Below are 21,709 nucleotides of genomic sequence, written 5' to 3'. Positions count from 1 at the left end.
TATTATCCCTTGCGCGATAAGATTACAAGATGACGCTCACCTTCCAACTCAGGAACATTCAAAGCTTTGATGTCGGTCACAGAACACCATTCCGGCAACTGTGCGATCTCTTCTTGCGGCAATAGACCTTTCAACGCCAAGAATACGCCTGTATGAGCACGCGGCAGGTGATGACACCACTCTACCATGTCTGTGATGGAAGCAAATGCACGGCTCAGAACGCCATCGAAGCCTTCTTCGCCATCGTAGTCTTCCACCCGGCTTTGAACTGGGGTGACGTTAGCAATCTTGAGTTCATGCAGTACCTGCTTGATGAAGCGAATGCGCTTACCCAGGCTGTCGAGCAGGACAAAGCTTTTTTCCGGATTCATGATGGCCAGGGGAATTCCAGGCAAACCAGGTCCGGTACCAACATCGATAAAACGCTCACCCACCAACAGCGGGCTGACCACGATGCTATCCAGAATGTGTTTCACCATCATTTCCATCGGATCGCGCACCGATGTCAGGTTGTAGGCTTTGTTCCATTTGTTGAGCAGCTCAACGTAGCCGACCAACTGCTCACGCTGATGCTCAGACACCTCTAGGTCGGTCTGAGCAATCAGAGCATCGAGTTTAACTCGTAGCGAATTCATTACGCGGCTTCTCCTTTTTTGAGCATGCCGTGTTTTTTCAGGTGCACCAGCAGAATAGAAATGGCCGCTGGTGTAATACCGGAAATGCGCGAGGCGATACCGATGGTCTCCGGCTTCGCGTTATTCAGTTTCAGTACGACTTCATTCGACAAACCTTTGACCGCTTTGTAATCAAGGTCGACAGGCAGCTTGGTGTGTTCATGGCGCAGGGATTTTTCAATCTCATCCTGCTGACGCTGAATATAACCTTCGTATTTAACTTGAATTTCAACTTGTTCCGCCGCTTCAAGATCGTCCATCGCCGGAGCAAAGGTTGGCAATGACGTCAGCATTTCGTATGTCATTTCAGGACGACGCAGCAGATCTTCGCCGCTGGCTTCACGCGACATTGGCGTTTTCAACAAGGCGTTCAGTGCATCCACACTGTCAGAATTCGGGTTCATCCAGGTCTCTTTCAGACGCTGACGTTCCGTTTCCATATTTTCAATCTTCTGATTGAAACGCGCCCAACGTGCATCGTTGATCAGACCCAGTTCACGGGCTTTTTCAGTCAAACGCAGATCAGCGTTGTCTTCACGCAGCAGCAGACGGTATTCCGCACGTGAGGTAAACATGCGGTACGGTTCTTTGGTACCCATGGTCGACAAATCGTCAATCAGAACGCCCATGTAAGCCTGATCACGACGAGGACTCCAGCCCTCTTTGTCCTGACTGAACAAACTCGCGTTCAGACCAGCCATCAGACCTTGTGCCGCCGCTTCTTCGTAGCCAGTAGTACCGTTAATCTGACCCGCAAAGAACAGGCCTTGAATAAACTTGGTTTCGTAAGTCTGTTTCAGATCGCGCGGATCAAAGAAATCGTATTCGATCGCATAGCCCGGGCGGACAATATGCGCGTTTTCAAAGCCTTTCATCGAACGCACGATCTGCACCTGCACATCAAATGGCAGACTGGTGGAAATACCGTTCGGGTAGAGTTCTGTGGTTGTCAGACCTTCTGGCTCGATGAAAATTTGGTGACTGTTTTTATCCGCAAAGCGCATCACTTTGTCTTCGATCGACGGGCAGTAACGTGGACCAATGCCTTCAATCACCCCCGCATACATCGGGCTGCGATCCAGGTTGGCACGAATCACGTCATGCGTTTTTTCGTTAGTGTGCGTGATGAAACATGGAATCTGACGCGGATGCTGTTCGCGCTTACCCATGAATGAGAACACTGGCGTAGGGTTATCACCATGCTGCGCTTCCAACACGGAGAAATCGACACTGTTGGCGTCGATACGTGGTGGTGTGCCGGTTTTCAGACGATCCACGCGGAATGGCAGTTCGCGCAGGCGCTGAGCCAATGCGATCGATGGCGGATCCCCTGCACGGCCACCTGAGAAGTTTTCCAGTCCAATATGGATCTTACCGCCCAGGAAGGTACCAACGGTCAATACCACCGCTTTAGCGTGGAATTTGAGGCCCATTTGGGTGATGACACCGCGTACCTGATCATTTTCAACGATCAGATCGTCAGCGGCCTGCTGGAACAGTGTCAGATTCGGTGTGTTCTCGAGTGCATGGCGAACGTAAGCTTTGTACAGCGCACGGTCAGCCTGAGCACGAGTTGCACGTACTGCTGGGCCTTTGGAGGCGTTCAGTGTGCGAAATTGAATACCCGCATGATCGATAGCTTCCGCCATCAGACCACCCATCGCATCCACTTCTTTAACTAAGTGGCCTTTGCCAATACCGCCGATTGCCGGGTTACAGGACATCTGGCCCAGGGTGTCGATATTGTGAGTAAGAAGTAACGTACGTTGGCCTGTACGAGCGGCTGCGAGCGCGGCTTCCGTTCCTGCGTGACCGCCACCAACCACAATGACGTCAAATGTTTCGTGATAAAGCATGAACGACCTCAGGTATTCATTGAGACTAAGGGATAAAATAAAAGAGACGTATTCTACCTTCTTTCCAGTGGCTAGAAAATCGCTTTTCTGCTTTTTTCCATTCAGGGCTTTTAAGTAAATAATATATAAAGATCTATATAGAGATCTTTTTATTGGATCTACTATTAGGATCGACGATCTCTGTGGATAAGTGAAAAATGATCAACAAGATCATGGATCTTGATTGGATCAGAACATGTGATCATCAACTGATCTGATCGAGGATTAACTGGGATCAAAATGGCTACTTATGCACAGGGGTAGATTTGGATCTAAGTTGTTATTTGGATAAATATAGGTTAATCACCGGATAAATGCAGAGTTATACACAGATGTTTGGGTTGAAAAAACACCAATCTGTTGATGCATCAATGCTGAATATTATTCACAGCGGTTTGGCTGGTGGCTTTGCTGAATGAAAAAAGCGACCTTTGGCCGCTTCGGGGAAGTGTTTAGTCAGAACTTTTCGATGATCTCATTGAGCCATATTTCCGCCGCATCTTCCGGTACCGGATGTTCTTGGACGTCAATCATCAAACAGTCTGCCAGTGGCGTGGCACCGATGTCTTCTAGTAAATCAAAGGCGTGCTGACCTGCTGCGCAGAAAGTGTCATAGCTTGAGTCACCAATCGCCACCACGGCAAACTTCAGCTCGTGAGTGTTGGGTGGCGTGGTTTGCAGGGCCTGAATAAATGGCTGGATATTATCCGGATACTCACCGGCACCATGAGTTGAAGTGATGATCAACCAGGTACCCTGAGCCGGAATGTCGGCCAATAACGGCTGATTGTGAATCGTGGTCTCTTTACCCTGCGCCTGCAGCAAATCGCTGAGGTGATCTCCGACGTATTCCGCGCCGCCTAAGGTACTGCCTGTGATGATATGAATCATATAAACCCCGGTGAATTTCGTGTGAAACGAAAGAAGTGAATAATCGACTTGGGGTAGAAGAATACAGGGGTAAGTTGTGGATAGTAAAGCCTGAGATCGTGCGAGTGGCTGATTTAATAAGGATCCTGTCTATGCACAAGCTCATCCACAATGTGGATCGCCGTTGTTTGATCGTATGAGCGGCTTAGAGTATGTGTCGGTAATCTTTGTTGGGAGTATAAACCAAGGAAAGGCATGGTAGGCGAGAGAATTTGAGCGGGAAACAGGCTAAGAGCCGAATGACTCTTAGCTGCGAAGTTTATTTACCGATACAGAATGACGAGAAAATACGACCAAGCAGGTCATCTGAGCTGAACTCACCGGTGATTTCATTCAGGTGTTGCTGCGCCAGACGCAGCTCTTCTGCCAGAATCTCTCCCGCCATATAGCCTTCCAGCTGTTGCTGGCCGATATCCAGGTGCTCAGCGGCACGCTCCAGCGCATCCAGATGACGACGGCGAGCCATAAAGCCACCTTCCTGATTGCCGGCAAAGCCCATGCACTCTTTCAGGTGTGAACGCAGCGCATCGACACCTTCACCAGTCTTCGCTGACAAGCGGATCAGGGTCGGTTGATTGACATGGCAGATCCCCAGCGTTTCGCCGGTCTGATCGACTTTGTTGCGGATCACCGTCATACCCATGCTGTCTGGCAGGCGATCGACAAAATCCGGCCAGATGTCTTGGGGATCGGTGGCATCGGTCGTGGTGCCATCGACCATAAACAGTACGCGATCGGCTTGGGCAATCTCTTCCCAGGCGCGCTCGATACCAATTTTTTCCACTTCATCCGACGCATCACGCAAACCAGCGGTGTCGATAATGTGCAGTGGCATGCCGTCGATGTGAATATGTTCACGCAAGACATCGCGCGTGGTGCCGGCGATATCTGTCACAATCGCGGACTCTTTACCCGACAGGGCGTTCAGCAGGCTAGACTTGCCAGCGTTAGGACGACCCGCAATGACCACTTTCATCCCTTCACGCATGATGGCGCCCTGATTAGCTTCCTGGCGCACCGCGTTGAGGTTATCAATGATGGCCTGCAAGTCAGCAGACACTTTGCCATCGGCGAGAAAATCAATTTCTTCTTCCGGAAAATCAATCGCCGCTTCGACGTAGATGCGCAGATGAATCAGTGACTCCACCAGCGTATGAATGCGTTTGGAAAACTGGCCCTGCAGCGATTTGAGTGCCGATTTGGCCGCTTCTTCTGAACTGGCATCAATCAGGTCGGCAATCGCTTCTGCCTGAGTCAGGTCCATCTTATCGTTGAGGAACGCGCGCTCAGAAAATTCCCCGGGGCGTGCCGGACGTACACCCGCAAGCGTCAGAATACGCTTGATGAGCATGTCCATGACGACGGGGCCGCCGTGACCTTGCAGCTCGAGTACATCTTCACCGGTAAACGAGTTGGGATTCGGGAAGAAGAGGGCGATACCCTGATCCAGTTCCACGCCAGACTCGTCTTTGAAAGGCAGGTATTCTGCGTAACGTGGTTTGAGTGTACGGCCTGTTACCGCCAGAGCTACCTCTGCGGCTTTCGGACCAGAAACACGAATAATGCCGACGCCGCCGCGGCCCGGAGCCGTGGCCTGCGCGACGATAGTATCGGTAGTCATAACCTTTACCTGTATAAAATCGAATTAGCGTCATTGTAATCAGCAAGCAACAAAAAGGCGACCTTTTGGCCGCCTTTGCTGATTCGCTTAATGCTTACTTGGTGTGTAAGCCTTTCTTCTCCAGCCCTTTGTAAATCAAAGTCTGCTGAATCAGAGTCACGATGTTCGATACCAACCAGTACAGAACCAGACCTGACGGGAAGAACAGGAAGAAGAAGGTGAACATAACCGGCATAAAGGTCATGATCTTCTGCTGCATTGGATCCGTCACGGTGGTTGGGCTCATCTTCTGGATGAAGAACATACTTGCACCCATCAGCAGTGGCAGGATGTAGTACGGGTCTTGTGCAGACAAGTCGTGAATCCAGCCAAAGAATGGTGAGTGACGCAGTTCGACCGATTCCATCAGTGCCCAGTACAGAGAAATGAAGATAGGCATCTGTAGGAAGATTGGTAAACAGCCGCCCAGCGGGTTCACTTTCTCTTTCTTGTACAGTTCCATCATTTCCTGGCTCATGCGCTGACGATCATCGCCGATGCGCTCACGCATAGCTTGCAGTTTTGGTTGCAGCATGCGCATTTTCGCCATTGAGGTGTACTGTGCTTTGGTCAGCGGGTACATCGCACCACGTACGATGAAGGTCAGACAGATGATTGCCACACCCCAGTTACCAACGAATGTTTGAATCACAGACAGCAGCCAGTGCAGTGGTTTCGCGATGAACCATAGCCAACCGTAGTCAACCACGAGGTCAAGGTTTGGCGCGGTAGCGGCCATTTGATCTTGCAGTTTAGGACCTACCCACAGGGTGGCTTTGAAATCCGCTTGCTGGCCATCGGCGATGGTTTTGTTTGGCATACGTACGCCAATATCACCCAGGTTGCCGATCACGCGCGAGTACAGGTTGGTACCTGGTTCATTGCGTGGAATCCAAGCTGAAGCAAAGTAGTGTTGAATCATTGCCGCCCAACCCTGACCGTTTGGCAGGTTCATCGCTAGGTTGCGATCCTGCATATCGTCAAAGCTGTATTTTTTGTAACGGGTATCTTCGGTTGAGTAAGCACCGCCACGGTAAGTTGGCATTGCCAGGCTACCGCCTGAATCCAGCAGGTTTTGACGCAGGTGCGCGTACATGCCCAGAGTGGCATTGTTACCTGAATGGTTGACCACGTTGTATTCAACGTCGATAGCGTAATCACCACGCTTCAGCACGAAAGTTTTGGTGTATTCGATGCCGTTGGCCTGGTAAGTCATCGGAATGCGCAGTTCATCCTGGCCATCAGCCAGAGTGAAGCTATCCGCGTCAACCGTGTAAGTCGGGCGGTCGCTGCTGCTCAGATCGATACCTTGTGGACCGATCAGGCCGCTTTGCGCGATGAATTGATGACCTTGAGTATTTTTCAGAAGGACGAATGGGTTTTCTGAGTCCAATTCTTCAGAGTATTGGTTCAGTTTTGCCGTGACGACATCGCCGCCAACTGTGTCAATTGACAGAGTCAGTACATCCGTGGTGACAGTAATCACTTTTGCCGCAGCACTGCTTTGCGATGGTACTGGATCGAACTCATCGGCTAAAGACGGTGCAGGAACGGCACTGCTGGTTTGAGCCTGCTCAACCGCTTGAGGTGCCGGATTCTTTGCTACTTGCCACTGTTGGAAAAGTAAAAAAGAAACCAGAGCCAAAGCGATTAACAGGATATTACGTTGAGAATCCATCGTTATTTATCTCTGTCGTGTTTTTGGACTGGTGGAACGGGGTCAAATCCCCCTTCGTTCAAAGGGTGGCATTTTAATAGACGTTTGCCGGATAACCAACACCCTTTTACAAATCCGTGAGCTCTCAACGCTTCTATCGCGTAAGTAGAGCAAGTGGGAGTAAATCGGCAACGCGGGCCGATCAGCGGACTAATAAACCACTGGTAGAGTCGGACTAAACCAATGGCTAGCCACGTGAAGGGCGAGAGAGGCGATGCCATAACTTGTCGAACAAAGTGAACATTTCTTCATTGCTCAAATCTTGGGCGCTTTTCTTCGCAATGACAACAAAATCTTTGTGTGCAAGTTTATGTTGATTGAGACGAAAGCTTTCGCGGGCCAAACGCTTAAAGCGGTTACGACCGACGGCTGTTTTGATTTGTTTCTTTGGAACCGCTAACCCTAAACGAGGATGAGAAAGGTTATTATCGCGTGCAATGATGGTGAAATGGGGGGAGCCTGCTCGATGAGCTTGCTGAAAGACATTTTGATAATGCTCGGGAGTTAACAAACGTAACTCCCGATTAAATGCGTACGTACTCAAAATAAGCTAGCGATTATTTTGACAGGCGCTTACGGCCTTTTGCACGACGTGCATTGATTACTTTACGACCGTTCGCAGTCGCCATGCGTGCACGGAAACCGTGAGTACGCTTGCGCTTTAGAACTGTAGGTTGAAAAGTGCGTTTAGACATGGTTATTACCTTTACTGATCAGTAGTTTTTAGGTTCATAAAACCCGGCGTGGGCAATACGTCTTCTCTTTATATAAAAGAAAGGACATTCCGACGCCTCTCAACAAAGAGGCGGAATTGTAATCACAGTCACAAAAGGTGTCAATGATTGGGTTTGCCAAAACCCCAGTGCGATGAACGAAAAACGGTCAATCGCGGGCTTCCTTCTTTCCGGTCGGCCGATTATACGGAGTCTCGATAAAATCTCAAGGATCCTTAGTCGATCCCAACCTGATTGAGGAATTTTCTTAAGCGCGGATCCTGTGGACGGTCAAAGATATCCTGTGGAGAACCTTGCTCAACAATATTCCCTTCTGCCATAAAGATCACGCGATCGGCGACCTCTTTGGCAAATTGCATTTCATGGGTCACCACCAGCATCGTCTGGTGCTGAGTGGCGAGTTTCTTCATTAAACCAAGTACTTCGCCTACCCATTCCGGGTCCAGCGCAGAGGTCGGCTCATCAAACAGCAGCAGTTCCGGTTGCAGCGCCATCGCGCGACCAATACCGACGCGTTGTTGCTGGCCGCCGGACAGTGCTGCCGGGTAGCTGTCGCCGCGATCGCCCAGACCGATATCTTCTAGGATCTGCTGCGCGCGGTTCAGTGCTTGATCTTTCTTCCAGCCGCGTACGGTCATCAGGCCTTCGGCAATGTTCTGACGTGCGGTCAGGTGGGCAAACAGCGCGTAGTTCTGAAATACAAACCCGGTTTTACGTCGCAGGGCCAGCACTTCGGCTTTGGTGTGTTTTTGCGTATCCACTCTGACATCATCAATCGTGATGCTGCCCTGATCGGCCTGCTCAAGAAAGTTCACGCAGCGCAGCAGGGTGGATTTACCCGTGCCGCTCGAGCCGATAATCACAATGATTTCGCCCTGATTGATCGTAATATCGATGCCTTTCAGCACTTCGGCGTTACCGAAGCGTTTATGAATATTGGATAACGTGATCATCGTACATACGCCTTATTCAGTTTGTTCTCAGCCCAGATTTGCATGCGGGTCAGTACAACCACCACCGCCCAGTAAATCAGTGCCACTGCCAGGAAGGCTTCAAAGAAGCGAAAGCTGGAGGACGCTTCCATCTGCGCTTTAGCCATGATTTCCGCCACGCCGAAGGTAAACGCCAGCGAAGTCGATTTGATCATGTCGATGAAGTAGTTCATCAGGGACGGCAGCGCGACGCGGCTGGCCTGCGGCAAAATAATGCGGCGCATCGCCTGGCCAGTGGTCATACCGACTGACAGACTCGCTTCCATTTGACTGCGGTCGATACCGATGATGGCTGCGCGAATGGTTTCAGCCATGTAAGCGGCGAAGTGCAGCGTCAAACCAATCACGGCTGCGCTGAACGCATCAATACCGATTAATAGTGGGAAAATCTGTGGCAGGCCGTAGTACAACAGGAACATTTGTACCAGCAGCGGAGTGCCACGAAAGAAGCTGATGTACAACTGGCTCAGAGCGTTTAATACCGGCACCTTAAAGACGCGGATATTGGCCAGCAGCACGGACAGAATCAGTGCGAAGAACATGCCCCACACTGCCATTTCCATGGTGGTGCCCAGATACTTGAGCAGTATCGGCATCAGCCCCAGCATGTATTGAAAATCAAACCCCATTTACATCCCCTTAAAGACAACAAAAGGCGGAATCCTGCGATTCCACCTTATTTATTCGGTTTGCTGGTCTAAGTTATTTCGTAATATCCGTACCGAACCATTTTTCAGAAATCTGGCTCAGTGTACCGTCTGCACGCATCGCAGCAAGTGCTTGGTTTACTTCAGACTGCAATTTATGGCCTTTATCGTTGTTCAGGAATGGCCACGCGTTTTCGATGGTTTCGAACGGAGAACCAGCCAGTTGCAATGGCAGACCCGTTTTGTCGATCACTTCCAGTACCGACAGGCGGTCCATGACGAATGCATCGATTCGGCCCAACGCCACGTCGCGCTCAAAACCAGTATCGTAGGTTTTGATGTCGATTTTGCCGTCTTTATCGTAGGCACGCAGCAGTTGTTCGAAGTTTGACCCCAGGTTAACCGCCACGGTTTTACCGGCCAAGTCTTCAATGCCTTGAATGCTGTCGTTGCCTTTACGTACCGCGATTTGCGCGCCGTCAATCACGTAAGGTGCTGAGAACAGGTATTTCGCCTGGCGCTCTTTAGTGATTGTGATCTGGTTAGAGATGGTGTCGATACGACCGGTTTCCAGCAGGCCAAACAGGCCAGAGAAATTAGAGGTCACGTATTCCACGTGGTAATCGTTACGTTTACCGATCTCGTTCCACACATCCACTTCAAAGCCTTGCAGTTGATCTTGTTTAACAAACGTGAATGGGAAGTAGCGGCCAGACATACCCACTTTCACGTCGGTTGCCGCTTGTACAGTCGCTGCGGATAGGGCCAGCGCAGCCACTGCTAATTTAATCCAGTTTTTCATCTTGTGACTCCTTATGATTATGGGACGTGATGTTACTGGTAAATAACTCAATAGAATAAATAACCAGTTGTTATTAATCATAACTGGACGATCGCCCTTTTTGGGGATAACTCCTGATGATCATAGAATATGTGGATCAATGTGTGAGTAAATTTAGGACGCTCTGTGTGGATCTTGCCAAATGATGAGAAAATATTGTGAATAACTTGGATCTTATTCACTGGATCGTCGATCAATCGCTGGCGATCTGAGTTATCAACAGGTAGAATTGCCAGTCTTTACCGATCATTGATTTAGAGTGAGGGAATCGTGTCATCTTCGCTTTGGTTGCAGTGTCTGCAACAGCTTCAAGAAGAGCTACCAGCCGCAGAATTCAGCATGTGGGTTCGTCCGTTACAGGCGGAGCTCAATGACAATACTCTCACTTTGTTTGCCCCGAACCGCTTTGTGCTCGATTGGGTGCGTGACAAGTACATCAACAACATCAATCGTCTGCTGCAAGAGTTTTGCGGGCATGATGTTCCGAGCCTGCGTTTTGAAGTCGGCAGCCGCCGGGTTGTGGCGCCAAAACCTGCGCCAACCCGCACCGCCGCTGATGTGGCCGCGGAATCTTCGGCGCCGGCGCAACTGGCACAACGCAAGCCGATTCACAAAACCTGGGACGACGACGCAGCCGCTGCGGCGGACATTGCACACCGTTCCAACGTGAACCCGAAACACAAATTCAATAACTTCGTCGAAGGTAAGTCGAACCAGCTTGGCCTCGCGGCCGCACGCCAGGTATCTGACAATCCGGGCGCGGCGTACAATCCGCTGTTCCTTTATGGCGGTACGGGTCTGGGTAAAACTCACCTGTTGCACGCGGTCGGCAATGCCATCGTCGATAACAATCCGAACGCCAAAGTGGTCTACATGCACTCGGAACGTTTTGTGCAGGACATGGTAAAAGCGCTGCAAAACAACGCGATTGAAGAGTTCAAACGCTATTACCGCAGTGTGGACGCGCTGTTGATCGATGACATTCAGTTCTTTGCTAACAAAGAGCGTTCGCAGGAAGAATTTTTCCATACCTTCAACGCGCTGTTGGAAGGTAACCAGCAAATCATTCTGACATCCGACCGTTATCCGAAAGAGATCAACGGGGTGGAAGATCGCCTCAAATCTCGTTTTGGCTGGGGTCTGACCGTCGCTATTGAGCCGCCAGAGCTGGAAACCCGCGTCGCGATCCTGATGAAAAAAGCGGAAGATCACCAGATTCATCTGCCGGATGAAGTGGCGTTCTTTATTGCGAAACGTCTGCGTTCTAACGTGCGTGAACTGGAAGGGGCGCTGAACCGCGTGATTGCCAACGCCAACTTTACCGGTCGCCCGATCACCATCGATTTCGTGCGTGAAGCGCTGCGCGATCTGCTGGCGCTGCAAGAGAAGCTGGTCACCATCGACAACATTCAAAAGACCGTTGCCGAGTACTACAAGATCAAAGTCGCAGATCTGCTGTCCAAACGTCGTTCACGTTCGGTGGCACGCCCACGCCAACTGGCGATGGCGCTGTCCAAAGAGCTCACTAACCACAGTTTGCCGGAAATCGGCGATGCGTTTGGGGGCCGTGACCACACGACCGTGCTGCACGCCTGTCGTAAGATTGAGCAACTGCGTGAAGAAAGCCACGATATTAAAGAAGACTATTCGAACCTGATTCGTACCCTTTCTTCTTAAAATCGCGCTATGCTTAGCGCTGATTTTTCACGTCGTTTATCCAATATCGTTTAAGAGCACACTATGAAATTTACGATTGAACGTAGTCACTTCATTAAACCACTGCAACAAGTCTCCGGTACGTTAGGCGGACGAGCAACGTTGCCGATTTTGGGTAACCTGCTGCTGAAAGTAGAAGACAATCAGCTTTCCATGACTGCGACCGATCTGGAAGTCGAACTGGTGAGCCGAGTGACGCTGGAAGGCGATTTCGAAGCGGGTAGCACCACCGTGCCAGCGCGTAAATTCCTCGATATCTGCCGTGGCCTGCCGGATGCGGCGGTGATCACTGTGGTGCTGGAAGGCGATCGCGTGCAAGTGCGCTCAGGCCGCAGCCGTTTCTCTCTGGCGACGTTACCGGCCAGCGATTTTCCGAACATTGAAGATTGGCAAAGTGAAGTGGAACTGTCGCTGACTCAAGGCGAGCTGCGTGGTCTGGTCGAGAAAACGCAGTTTTCGATGGCAAACCAGGATGTGCGTTATTACCTTAACGGTATGCTGTTTGAAATTGACGGCAGCACGCTGCGCAGCGTGGCGACCGATGGTCACCGTATGGCGGTATCGCAAGCCGAGTTGGGTGCCGATTTCGCCAACAAGCAAATTATTGTGCCACGCAAAGGTGTGCTGGAGTTGGTAAAACTTCTGGATGCACCGGAGCAGCCAGTGGTTCTGCAAATCGGCAGCTCTAACCTGCGTGCTGAAGTGAACAACTTTGTCTTTACGTCCAAGTTGGTTGATGGCCGTTTTCCTGATTATCGCCGCGTATTGCCGCAAAATACCAACAAAACGCTGCAAGCAGGTTGTGACGAACTGCGTCAGGCGTTTTCGCGTGCCGCGATTCTGTCAAACGAGAAATTCCGTGGCGTACGCGTCAATCTGGATGGCGGCGAAATGCGCATTACCGCCAACAACCCAGAGCAGGAAGAAGCGGAAGAGATGCTCGACGTCAATTTTGATGGCGAGGCGATCGAAATCGGTTTTAACGTCAGCTACGTGCTGGATGTGCTCAATACACTGCGCTGTGAGAACGTGCGCGTGTCGATGTCCGATGCAAACGCCAGTGCGCTGATTGAAAACGTCGACGATGACAGCGCCATGTACGTGGTGATGCCAATCCGTCTGTAACGGATGATTATCGCGCAATGCCGCTTACCCGACTGATTGTTCAGCAATTTCGCAACATTAAAGCCTGTGATATTCAATTATCATCAGGCTTTAACTTTCTTATTGGCCCCAATGGCAGTGGCAAAACCAGCGTGCTGGAAGCCATCTATCTGCTTGGTCATGGCCGCTCTTTCAAAAGTGCTCTGACCGGGCGCGTAATTCAGAACGAGTGTCCGGAACTCTTTGTTCACGGTCGTTTTTTGACCTCGGATCAATTTGAGCTACCGATTGGCATTAATAAGCAGCGCGACGGCTCAACAGAGGTTAAAATAGGCGGTCAGTCCGGACAAAAGTTGGCGCAATTGGCTCAGGTTCTGCCATTGCAACTGATTCACCCGGAAGGGTTTGAATTGCTCACGGACGGACCGAAACAGCGCCGCGCGTTTATCGACTGGGGCGTGTTTCACACCGAAGCGGCATTCTTTGATGCCTGGGGTCGGTTCAAACGGCTCAACAAACAGCGTAATGCGCTGCTCAAGACCGCGAGCAGCTATCGCGAGCTCAGCTATTGGGATCAGGAACTGGCCAGACTGGCGGAAAATATCGACCAGTGGCGCAGTGCGTATGTTGAGCAGATGAAAAGTGTGGCAGAGGAGTTGTGTCGCACATTTTTGCCAGAATTCGAGATTACATTGAAGTATTATCGGGGCTGGGAAAAAGAGACGCCGTATCATGAGATACTGCAAAAAAACTTCGAGCGTGATCAATTGCTTGGATACACGTTCAGCGGTCCTAACAAAGCAGATTTAAAGATTAAAGTGAACGGAACGCCAGTGGAAGATGTTCTGTCACGAGGTCAGCTCAAATTGATGGTTTGCGCCCTGCGTGTCGCGCAAGGGCAGCATTTGACAGAGCTGACCGGGAAGCAATGTATCTATCTTATCGATGATTTTGCTTCCGAACTCGATAGCCAGCGTCGCAAGCGTCTAGCCGATTGCTTGAAAGCGACGGGGGCTCAAGTTTTTGTAAGTTCTATTACTGAAAGCCAGGTTGCCGACATGATCGAGCCTAACAGCAAGATGTTTCATGTGGAACATGGCACAATAGGGCAAGGATAAATAGTGAGAGAGTAACTCATGTCGAATAATTACGATTCATCGAGTATTAAAGTACTGAAGGGTCTAGACGCGGTACGTAAGCGTCCGGGTATGTACATCGGCGACACTGATGATGGCACCGGTCTGCACCACATGGTTTTTGAGGTGGTGGATAACTCGATTGATGAAGCGTTAGCGGGTTACTGTAAAGACATCATCGTGACCATTCACGAAGATAACTCGGTATCGGTCAGCGATGACGGTCGTGGTATTCCGACCGAGCTCCACCCTGAAGAAAAAGTCTCTGCGGCAGAAGTTATCATGACGGTTCTGCACGCTGGTGGTAAGTTTGATGACAACTCCTACAAAGTTTCCGGTGGTCTGCACGGGGTAGGTGTGTCAGTGGTAAACGCGCTGTCGGAAAAAGTGGTACTGACCATTCACCGCGGTGGCAAAGTTCACACCCAAACCTACCGTCACGGCGTTCCTGAAGCGCCGCTGGCTGTGATCGGCGATACTGACCGCAGCGGTACCATGGTGCGTTTCTGGCCAAGCGCTGAAACCTTCACCAACATCGAATTCCATTACGAAATTCTGGCAAAACGCCTGCGTGAGCTGTCGTTTTTGAACTCTGGCGTCTCCATCAAGCTGGTGGATGAGCGCGAAGAAGACAAACAAGACCACTTCATGTACGAAGGTGGTATTCAGGCATTCGTGACCCACCTCAACCGCAACAAAACACCAATCCACGAAAAAGTGTTCCACTTTAACTCTGAACGTGAAGACGGCATCAGCGTAGAAGTGGCAATGCAGTGGAACGATGGTTTCCAGGAAAACATCTATTGCTTTACCAACAACATCCCACAGCGTGATGGCGGTACTCACTTAGCTGGTTTCCGTGGTGCGTTGACCCGTACTTTGAACAACTACATGGACAAAGAAGGCTTCTCGAAGAAAGCCCAAGCGGCAACATCAGGTGATGATGCGCGTGAAGGCTTAACGGCTGTGGTGTCGGTGAAAGTGCCAGATCCTAAATTCTCGAGCCAAACCAAAGATAAGCTGGTTTCTTCGGAAGTGAAATCCGCGGTTGAGTCAGCCATGAATGAGAAGCTGGCGGATTTCCTGGCGGAAAACCCAAGCGAAGCGAAAAACGTTTGTTCGAAGATTATTGATGCGGCGCGTGCGCGTGAAGCAGCGCGTAAAGCACGTGAAATGACGCGTCGTAAAGGCGCACTGGATCTGGCTGGTCTGCCAGGCAAACTGGCGGACTGTCAGGAAAAAGATCCAGCGCTGTCTGAACTCTACATAGTGGAGGGTGACTCAGCGGGCGGTTCTGCAAAACAAGGTCGTAACCGTAAGAATCAGGCGATTCTGCCGCTGAAAGGTAAAATCCTTAACGTAGAGAAAGCGCGTTTTGACAAGATGCTGTCTTCGCAAGAGGTGGCTACGCTGATCACCGCACTCGGCTGCGGCATCGGTCGTGACGAGTACAACCCGGATAAACTGCGTTACCACAACATCATCATCATGACCGATGCGGACGTCGATGGTTCGCACATTCGTACGCTGCTGCTGACGTTCTTCTACCGTCAAATGCCAGAGCTGATCGAGCGCGGTTACATCTACATTGCTCAGCCACCACTGTACAAAGTGAAGAAAGGCAAACAAGAGCAGTACATCAAAGATGAAGATGCGATGAACCAGTACCAGATTTCTCTGGCGCTGGATAACGCTGAGCTGCACGTGAACCCGGATGCGCCTGCACTGGCGGGTGAACCACTGGAGAAACTGGTACAGCAGTACAATGCCGCCATCAAACTGATTGAACGTATGAGCCGCCGCTACCCGCACTCGCTGGTACACGAATTCATCTACATGCCTCGTCTGACTGCTGAACAGTGTCAGGATCAGGCGGCAGTGGAAGCGTGGAGCCAACAGTTGATTGAACAGCTGAACGCGAAAGAAGTTGGCGCGAGTCAGTACAACTGCGTGGTAGAGCACAACGCCGAGCAGAACGTTTACTCGCCAAAAGTGAAGGTACGTACGCACGGTGTGACTCACGATTACCTGCTGAGCGTGGATCTGCTGAACTCACGAGAGTACGGCAAACTGGCTGAGCTGTCAGAAGCGTTGCACGGTCTGATTGAAGAGGGTGCGTACATTCAACGTGGTGAGCGTACACAACCTGTGACCAGCTTTGCTGCTGCACTGGACTGGTTGATCAAAGAGTCACGTCGTGGCCTGTCTGTACAGCGATACAAAGGTCTGGGTGAGATGAACCCGGATCAGCTGTGGGAAACCACCATGGACCCGGAAACTCGTCGTATGATGCAAGTGACCATCGATGATGCTGTGGGTGCCGATGAGCTGTTTACCACACTGATGGGTGACCAGGTTGAACCGCGTCGTGCGTTTATCGAAAACAACGCACTGAAAGTGGCGAACTTGGACGTATAAGTCCGCTCCCTCTCTGATATACAAACGGCGCACTTTGGTGCGCCGTTTTTCTTTACTGCAGATGCCAAAGCTCGCTGTACAGCACCTTACCCACCACCGATTTCGGCCTTTGCCATCGGTGCTGCAAAAAATTTTCTTTATGCGCCTTGAAAGTGTAAATGATGACCATATATCTATCAGTGAAGCAGGAAATGCTGCGGTAAGCGGGTTTCCAGAGATTCGTCCTAAGGGAGAGTCGGCTTCATCTGTTGATCATCAATAATATTGCTTCATAGAAGGATAGCGATTATGAGAACTGTAGATTTCACACCTTTATACCGTAACGCGATTGGTTTTGACCGTCTGTTGAATATGATGGAAGCCAGCGCCGCGAAAAATGCTCAGGGCGGTTACCCTCCATATAATATCGAACAGCAAGAAGAGAACAAATACCGTATTACCATGGCGGTAGCTGGATTCGCGGAGGAAGAGCTGGACATTACTCAGCAAGAAAATACGCTGATTGTCCGTGGTGAACGTCAGCCGGAAGAGAACAAAAACTACATCTACCAGGGCATTGCGGAACGCGATTTTGAACGTAAGTTCCAACTGGCAGATTACGTGAAAGTGATTGGTGCAGTGATGGAAAAAGGGTTGCTGCACATCGACTTAGAACGTGAAATTCCGCAGGCGATGCAGCCACGTAAAATTGCCATCAACGGCAAAAATTTACTTGAGAATCAATAATGAAAAAGCCCGCTTCGGCGGGCTTTTTTGTGTGCGGAGATTAACCTTCCAAATACGCTTTCTGCACTTCTTCAGCGATGATGGCAATGCCTTGCTGCATCGCGTCATCGCTCTGCACGTAGTTCATACGTAAGCATTGATGGGCATGTGCCCAATCCTCTCTCTGGCCAATGAAGAAATACTCACCCGGTACGATCAGTACGCCACGTGCTTTGAGGCGGCGGTACAGTTCCATGGTGGTGATTGGCAGCTCATCAAACCACAGCCACAAGAAAATAGCGCCTTCTGGTTTATGAATGCGAAAACGTGGGTCGTTGATAGCCTGTTGCAACAGCTCCACCGCACGTTGTGATTTCTGGCGGTAGAACGGTTTGATCACCTCCTGGCTTAGACGCAGCAGATCACCTTTTTCAATGATGCGGTGCGCCAACGCCGGGCCGACACTGCCCGGGGCGAGGCTGATGATACCATTCATATTGGTCAGCGCCTGAGTGATGGCTTCGCTGGCAATCACAATCCCGCAGCGCACGCCTGGCAGGCCCAATTTGGACAGACTCATGCACAAAATGGTGTTGTCGTTCCAGAACGGTTCCACATCTTCAAAAATGATGTTGGGAAACGGCACGCCGTAAGCGTTGTCGATGATGAGCGGAATGTTGTTGTCGCGCGCCAGTTTATCCAGCTTATGTACCTCTTCTTCCGTCAGTACGTTGCCGGTTGGGTTGGTCGGGCGGGATGCACAAATGGCGGCCACGGACTCATCGACTTTGAGCTGCTCAAAATCAACGTGATATTTGAACAGGCCATTGTCGAGCAGTTCGATTTCCGGATGGTAGGAGACAAAGATATCCTCGTCGATGCCCGCATCGCCATAGCCGATGTATTCCGGTGCCAGTGGCAGCAGAATTTTCTTAAAGCTGCCGTCAGGCTGACGGCCGGCCAGCAAATTGAACAGATAAAAGAAACCGCTCTGGCTGCCATTGGTCAGGCTGATATTTTTTTCGCTGATGTCCCAGCCGTAGGTGTCGCGTAGCAGTTTGGCCAATGCTTTCACCAGTACATCTTTGCCCTGTGGGCCGTCGTAGTTGGTCATGGCGGCAATCAGAGAGCCGTCGGCGAGCATCTCTTCACTGGTGAGTTTGAAGTAATCGAGCATTTCCGGAATGGCGGCCGGGTTGCCACCTCCGAGCATGATGGCGCCCGGTGTGCGCAAACCATCATTCAAATCGTCCATTAACTGGGTAATACCGGAATACCGATTAAATTTCTCGCCAAAAGTTGAAAACTGCATTGTTCGACTGCCTAAAAGAGTTGTGTTTGTATATTGTCGTTTAGCGGGAGGAATCTCCGCCATTTAGAGTAGTTCTTGAACATACCGCAATGCTTTTGCGAGGCAAAGTACTATTTTGTCTTAGATCAAAAAACAAAGCCCAACTCCGAGGAGTTGGGCTTGAATAGTTTACTGCTTAATGAGCACTTATTTCTGCAGCAGCGAGATATCCGCGATTTGCAGGAACAGGTTACGCAGGTTATTCAGCAGCGTCAGACGGTTTTTCTTCAACGCTTCATCATCGGCCATGACCATCACGTTGTCGAAGAATGCGTCAACAGGTTCACGCAGACCTGCCAGCTGGCTCAGTGCCTGCTGGTAGTTACCGGTGGCAAATGCTGGTTCCAGCGCTTCAGTCATCACTTCTACTGCTTCAGCCAGCGCTTTTTCCGCATCTTCTTGTAGCAGGGCCAAGTCAATCTCTTGCGCCAGTTCGCCGTCGAATTTCGCCAGGATGTTACCCACACGTTTGTTCGCCGCCGCCAGAGCTTCAGCGGCTTCCAGTGCACGGAAGTGCGATACCGCTTTCACGCGTTGGTCGAAGTCAGCTGGTTTGGTTGGGTGACGTGCCAGCACGGCCTGAATGATGTCCACGCTGAAGCCTTCGTCCTGATACCAGGCACGGAAACGGCCCAGCATGAATTCGATCACTTCTTGCTCAACGTTGTCGTTGCTCAGGCGATCGCCAAACAGCGATTTCGCTTTTGCGACCAAATCCACCAGATCCAGGTTGTAGCCGTATTCCACGATGATACGCAGTACGCCCAGAGACGCGCGGCGCAGAGCAAACGGGTCGCTGCCTTTAGGTGCCTGACCGATACCGAAGATACCCACGATGGTATCCAGCTTGTCGGCCATAGCCAGTGCAGATGAGACACCGTTGCTTGGCAGTTCATCGCCAGCAAAACGCGGCATGTATTGCTCGTTCAGTGCAACAGCTACTTCTTCCGCTTCACCGTCGTGGCGAGCATAGTGCATACCCATCACGCCTTGGGTGTCAGTAAATTCAAACACCATCGAGGTCATCAGGTCACACTTGGCCAGCAGACCTGCACGTTTGGATTGCTCAACATTCGCGCCGATTTGCTCGGCAATGTAGCCAGCCAGTTCGGTGATGCGATCGGTTTTGTCTTTGATGGTGCCCAGTTCTTTCTGGAAAATCGCATTTTCCAGCTGTGGCAGACGGTCAACCAGCGGCTTCTTACGGTCCGTATTGAAGAAGAACTCCGCATCCGCCAGACGGGGACGAACCACCTTCTCGTTACCTTCGATAACATGGCGAGGCTCTTTGGACTCGATGTTTGACACGAAGATAAAGTTTGGCAGCAGGTTCTTGTGGGCGTCGTAAACCGGGAAGTATTTCTGGTCACCTTTCATGGTGTATACCAGCGCTTCTGCCGGAACTTTGAGGAATTTCTCTTCAAATTTCGCCGTCAGGACAACCGGGAATTCCACCAGCGAGGTCACTTCTTCAACCAGATCGTCTTCCAGATCGGCGATACCGCCCAGTTCTGCCGCGGCTTTTTGTGCGCCGTCGATGATCATCGCTTTACGGGTTTCGTAATCAGCAATCACTTTACCGCGCTCCAGCAGAATCGCAGGGTACTGCTCAGCCGAATCGATGGTGAATTCAGGTTCACCCATGAAACGGTGACCACGGATGATGCGGTCTGATTTCACGCCCAGAATTTCGCCTTCGATCAGTTCGTTGCCGAACAGAATCGTCAGGGTTTTTACCGGACGGATGAATTGAGTTTCTTTATCGCCCCAACGCATTGGCTTGGCGATTGGCAGGTTTGCCAGTGCTTTGGCGGCCATATCAACGACCACAACAGACGTGTCCTGACCTTTTACCTGCTCTTTGAACAGTAGCCATTCACCTTTGTCGGTGACCAGGCGTTCTGCTTGCTCAACGGTAATACCGTTGCCGCGTGCCCAGCCTTGCGCTGCTTTGGTTGGGTTGCCGTCAGCATCGAATGCCACGCTAACCGCAGGACCACGTTTTTCAACCACTTTGTCTGGCTGACCTTCGGCCAGGTTAGCCACTTTCAGTGCCAGACGACGTGGGGTTGCGTACCAGGTTACGCCATCGTGTGCGATGTCTGCGCTTTGCAGTTCTGCTGCAAAGTTTGTTGCAAACGCTTCAGCCAGAGTACGAAGTTGTTTTGGAGGCAGTTCTTCCGTACCCAGCTCAATCAAAAATTCTTTTGCCATGTGACGTCTTCCCCTTACTTCTCTTCGGACGTTTTACACATTGGGAAGCCCAGAGCTTCACGAGATGCGTAGTAAGCTTCGGCAACTGACTTGGTCAGGTTGCGAATACGCAGAATGTAGCGCTGACGCTCGGTTACGGAGATCGCTTTACGCGCATCCAGTAGGTTGAACGCGTGCGCCGCTTTCAGAATGCGCTCGTACGCTGGCAATGGTAGCGGTTTTTCCAGTTCCAACAGGTGGACACACTCTTTTTCGCACTGATCGAAGAAGGTGAACAGGAAATCAACATCCGCATGTTCGAAGTTGTAAGTAGACTGTTCCACCTCGTTTTGGTGGAAGATGTCACCGTAGGTGACTTTACCCAGAGGGCCATCGGTCCATACCAAGTCATACACAGAATCCACGCCCTGAATGTACATGGCCAGACGCTCAATACCGTAAGTGATTTCACCCGTTACCGGTTTACACTCCAGGCCGCCTACTTGCTGGAAGTAAGTAAACTGCGTCACTTCCATGCCGTTCAGCCACACTTCCCAGCCCAGACCCCAAGCGCCCAGCGTTGGGTTTTCCCAGTTGTCTTCCACGAAGCGAATGTCGTGTACACGTGGGTCAACGCCCAGCACTTCCAGAGAACCCAGGTACAGTTCCTGAATGTTGTCTGGTGACGGTTTAATGATGACCTGGAATTGGTAGTAGTGTTGCAGACGGTTTGGGTTCTCACCGTAGCGGCCGTCAGTCGGACGACGTGATGGCTGAACATACGCCGTGGCAATTGGCTCAGGACCAAGAGCACGCAAGCATGTCATTGGGTGAGACGTACCTGCGCCCACTTCCATATCTAATGGTTGAACAATGGTACAGCCTTGTTGGGCCCAATAATCCTGCAGCGCGAGGATCATACCCTGAAAGGTTTTGATATCGTATTTTTGCATAGTCAGGTTCGCGCGATTCTTCTGTCTGAATTGATAAAAAATA

At 50.8% G+C, this 21,709-nt stretch carries 19 protein-coding genes; 5 read left to right on the top strand and 14 right to left on the bottom strand.

Annotated elements, in window-relative coordinates; genetic code table 11:
• Nucleotides 1-2: 2 nt before the first annotated feature.
• The 11 genes from rsmG to DYA43_RS14040 form a co-directional block, all read right to left on the bottom strand.
• Complete coding sequence (gene rsmG / locus DYA43_RS14090; protein WP_020430370.1) at nucleotides 3-635, bottom strand: 16S rRNA (guanine(527)-N(7))-methyltransferase RsmG; 633 nt, start codon at nucleotides 633-635, stop codon at nucleotides 3-5.
• Nucleotides 635-2,530, bottom strand: a complete 1,896-nt coding sequence (gene mnmG, locus DYA43_RS14085) for a tRNA uridine-5-carboxymethylaminomethyl(34) synthesis enzyme MnmG (protein ID WP_020430372.1) — start codon at nucleotides 2,528-2,530, stop codon at nucleotides 635-637. Before mnmG ends, rsmG begins: the two co-directional genes overlap by 1 nt.
• A 495-nt stretch (nucleotides 2,531-3,025) precedes the next feature.
• Nucleotides 3,026-3,460, bottom strand: a complete 435-nt coding sequence (mioC, locus tag DYA43_RS14080) for an FMN-binding protein MioC (RefSeq protein WP_061057055.1) — start codon at nucleotides 3,458-3,460, stop codon at nucleotides 3,026-3,028.
• Nucleotides 3,461-3,758: 298 nt separating this feature from the next.
• Nucleotides 3,759-5,120, bottom strand: a complete 1,362-nt coding sequence (gene mnmE, locus DYA43_RS14075) for a tRNA uridine-5-carboxymethylaminomethyl(34) synthesis GTPase MnmE (protein WP_047461794.1) — start codon at nucleotides 5,118-5,120, stop codon at nucleotides 3,759-3,761.
• A 94-nt stretch (nucleotides 5,121-5,214) separates the two neighbouring features.
• Nucleotides 5,215-6,837 carry a membrane protein insertase YidC gene (gene yidC / locus DYA43_RS14070; RefSeq protein ID WP_020430377.1) on the bottom strand — a complete coding sequence of 541 codons (1,623 nt, stop codon included), beginning with the start codon at nucleotides 6,835-6,837 and terminating at the stop codon, nucleotides 5,215-5,217.
• Between the two features lie 2 nt (nucleotides 6,838-6,839).
• Complete coding sequence (yidD, locus tag DYA43_RS14065; RefSeq protein ID WP_075989131.1) at nucleotides 6,840-7,097, bottom strand: membrane protein insertion efficiency factor YidD; 258 nt, start codon at nucleotides 7,095-7,097, stop codon at nucleotides 6,840-6,842.
• Entirely contained in the window at nucleotides 7,064-7,387 is a 324-nt protein-coding gene (gene rnpA, locus DYA43_RS14060; protein WP_020430379.1) for a ribonuclease P protein component, read from the bottom strand. Before rnpA ends, yidD begins: the two co-directional genes overlap by 34 nt.
• A 46-nt stretch (nucleotides 7,388-7,433) precedes the next feature.
• On the bottom strand, nucleotides 7,434-7,571 hold the full coding sequence (gene rpmH, locus DYA43_RS14055) for a 50S ribosomal protein L34 (protein ID WP_004728723.1): 138 nt from the start codon (nucleotides 7,569-7,571) through the stop codon (nucleotides 7,434-7,436).
• Nucleotides 7,572-7,825: 254 nt separating this feature from the next.
• Nucleotides 7,826-8,563, bottom strand: coding sequence for an amino acid ABC transporter ATP-binding protein (locus DYA43_RS14050; RefSeq protein ID WP_061057054.1), 738 nt, complete (start codon nucleotides 8,561-8,563; stop codon nucleotides 7,826-7,828).
• Entirely contained in the window at nucleotides 8,560-9,231 is a 672-nt protein-coding gene (locus DYA43_RS14045; protein WP_020430383.1) for an amino acid ABC transporter permease, read from the bottom strand. The genes DYA43_RS14050 and DYA43_RS14045 overlap by 4 nt, the downstream gene beginning before the upstream one ends.
• Nucleotides 9,232-9,304: 73 nt before the next feature.
• Nucleotides 9,305-10,051, bottom strand: coding sequence for an amino acid ABC transporter substrate-binding protein (locus tag DYA43_RS14040; protein ID WP_020430384.1), 747 nt, complete (start codon nucleotides 10,049-10,051; stop codon nucleotides 9,305-9,307).
• Nucleotides 10,052-10,360: 309 nt separating this feature from the next.
• Between DYA43_RS14040 and dnaA the strand changes: the two genes are divergently transcribed.
• The 5 genes from dnaA to DYA43_RS14015 all read left to right on the top strand — a co-directional run bounded on the left by dnaA (nucleotide 10,361) and on the right by DYA43_RS14015 (nucleotide 17,190).
• The gene (gene dnaA, locus DYA43_RS14035) at nucleotides 10,361-11,767 is read left to right on the top strand and encodes a chromosomal replication initiator protein DnaA (RefSeq protein WP_020430386.1); all 1,407 of its coding nucleotides are present in this window, start codon (nucleotides 10,361-10,363) and stop codon (nucleotides 11,765-11,767) included.
• A 63-nt stretch (nucleotides 11,768-11,830) separates the two neighbouring features.
• Nucleotides 11,831-12,931: a DNA polymerase III subunit beta gene (dnaN, locus tag DYA43_RS14030; protein WP_020430388.1), complete on the top strand. Its 1,101-nt coding sequence runs from the start codon at nucleotides 11,831-11,833 to the stop codon at nucleotides 12,929-12,931.
• 17 nt (nucleotides 12,932-12,948) lie between these two features.
• The gene (gene recF, locus DYA43_RS14025) at nucleotides 12,949-14,028 is read left to right on the top strand and encodes a DNA replication/repair protein RecF (RefSeq protein WP_020430389.1); all 1,080 of its coding nucleotides are present in this window, start codon (nucleotides 12,949-12,951) and stop codon (nucleotides 14,026-14,028) included.
• 18 nt (nucleotides 14,029-14,046) lie between these two features.
• Nucleotides 14,047-16,464 (top strand): DNA topoisomerase (ATP-hydrolyzing) subunit B, encoded by a 2,418-nt coding sequence (gene gyrB / locus DYA43_RS14020; RefSeq protein ID WP_024373987.1) that lies wholly within the window; start codon nucleotides 14,047-14,049, stop codon nucleotides 16,462-16,464.
• Nucleotides 16,465-16,752: 288 nt separating this feature from the next.
• Complete coding sequence (locus DYA43_RS14015) at nucleotides 16,753-17,190, top strand: Hsp20 family protein (protein WP_020430395.1); 438 nt, start codon at nucleotides 16,753-16,755, stop codon at nucleotides 17,188-17,190.
• Nucleotides 17,191-17,230: 40 nt separating this feature from the next.
• Here the strand turns inward: DYA43_RS14015 and DYA43_RS14010 are convergent, their stop codons facing one another.
• The 3 genes from DYA43_RS14010 to glyQ all read right to left on the bottom strand — a co-directional run bounded on the left by DYA43_RS14010 (nucleotide 17,231) and on the right by glyQ (nucleotide 21,666).
• Nucleotides 17,231-18,481 (bottom strand): valine--pyruvate transaminase, encoded by a 1,251-nt coding sequence (locus DYA43_RS14010; RefSeq protein ID WP_061057053.1) that lies wholly within the window; start codon nucleotides 18,479-18,481, stop codon nucleotides 17,231-17,233.
• Nucleotides 18,482-18,667: 186 nt separating this feature from the next.
• Nucleotides 18,668-20,734: a glycine--tRNA ligase subunit beta gene (gene glyS, locus DYA43_RS14005; protein WP_061057052.1), complete on the bottom strand. Its 2,067-nt coding sequence runs from the start codon at nucleotides 20,732-20,734 to the stop codon at nucleotides 18,668-18,670.
• Between the two features lie 14 nt (nucleotides 20,735-20,748).
• Entirely contained in the window at nucleotides 20,749-21,666 is a 918-nt protein-coding gene (gene glyQ / locus DYA43_RS14000; protein ID WP_061057051.1) for a glycine--tRNA ligase subunit alpha, read from the bottom strand.
• Nucleotides 21,667-21,709: the final 43 nt, after the last annotated feature.

Source organism: Vibrio fluvialis (assembly GCF_900460245.1).
Lineage (GTDB): Bacteria > Pseudomonadota > Gammaproteobacteria > Enterobacterales > Vibrionaceae > Vibrio > Vibrio fluvialis.
The sequence above is the reverse complement of the archived record's forward strand: the minus strand, read 5'-3'. Positions and strand labels throughout refer to the sequence as shown.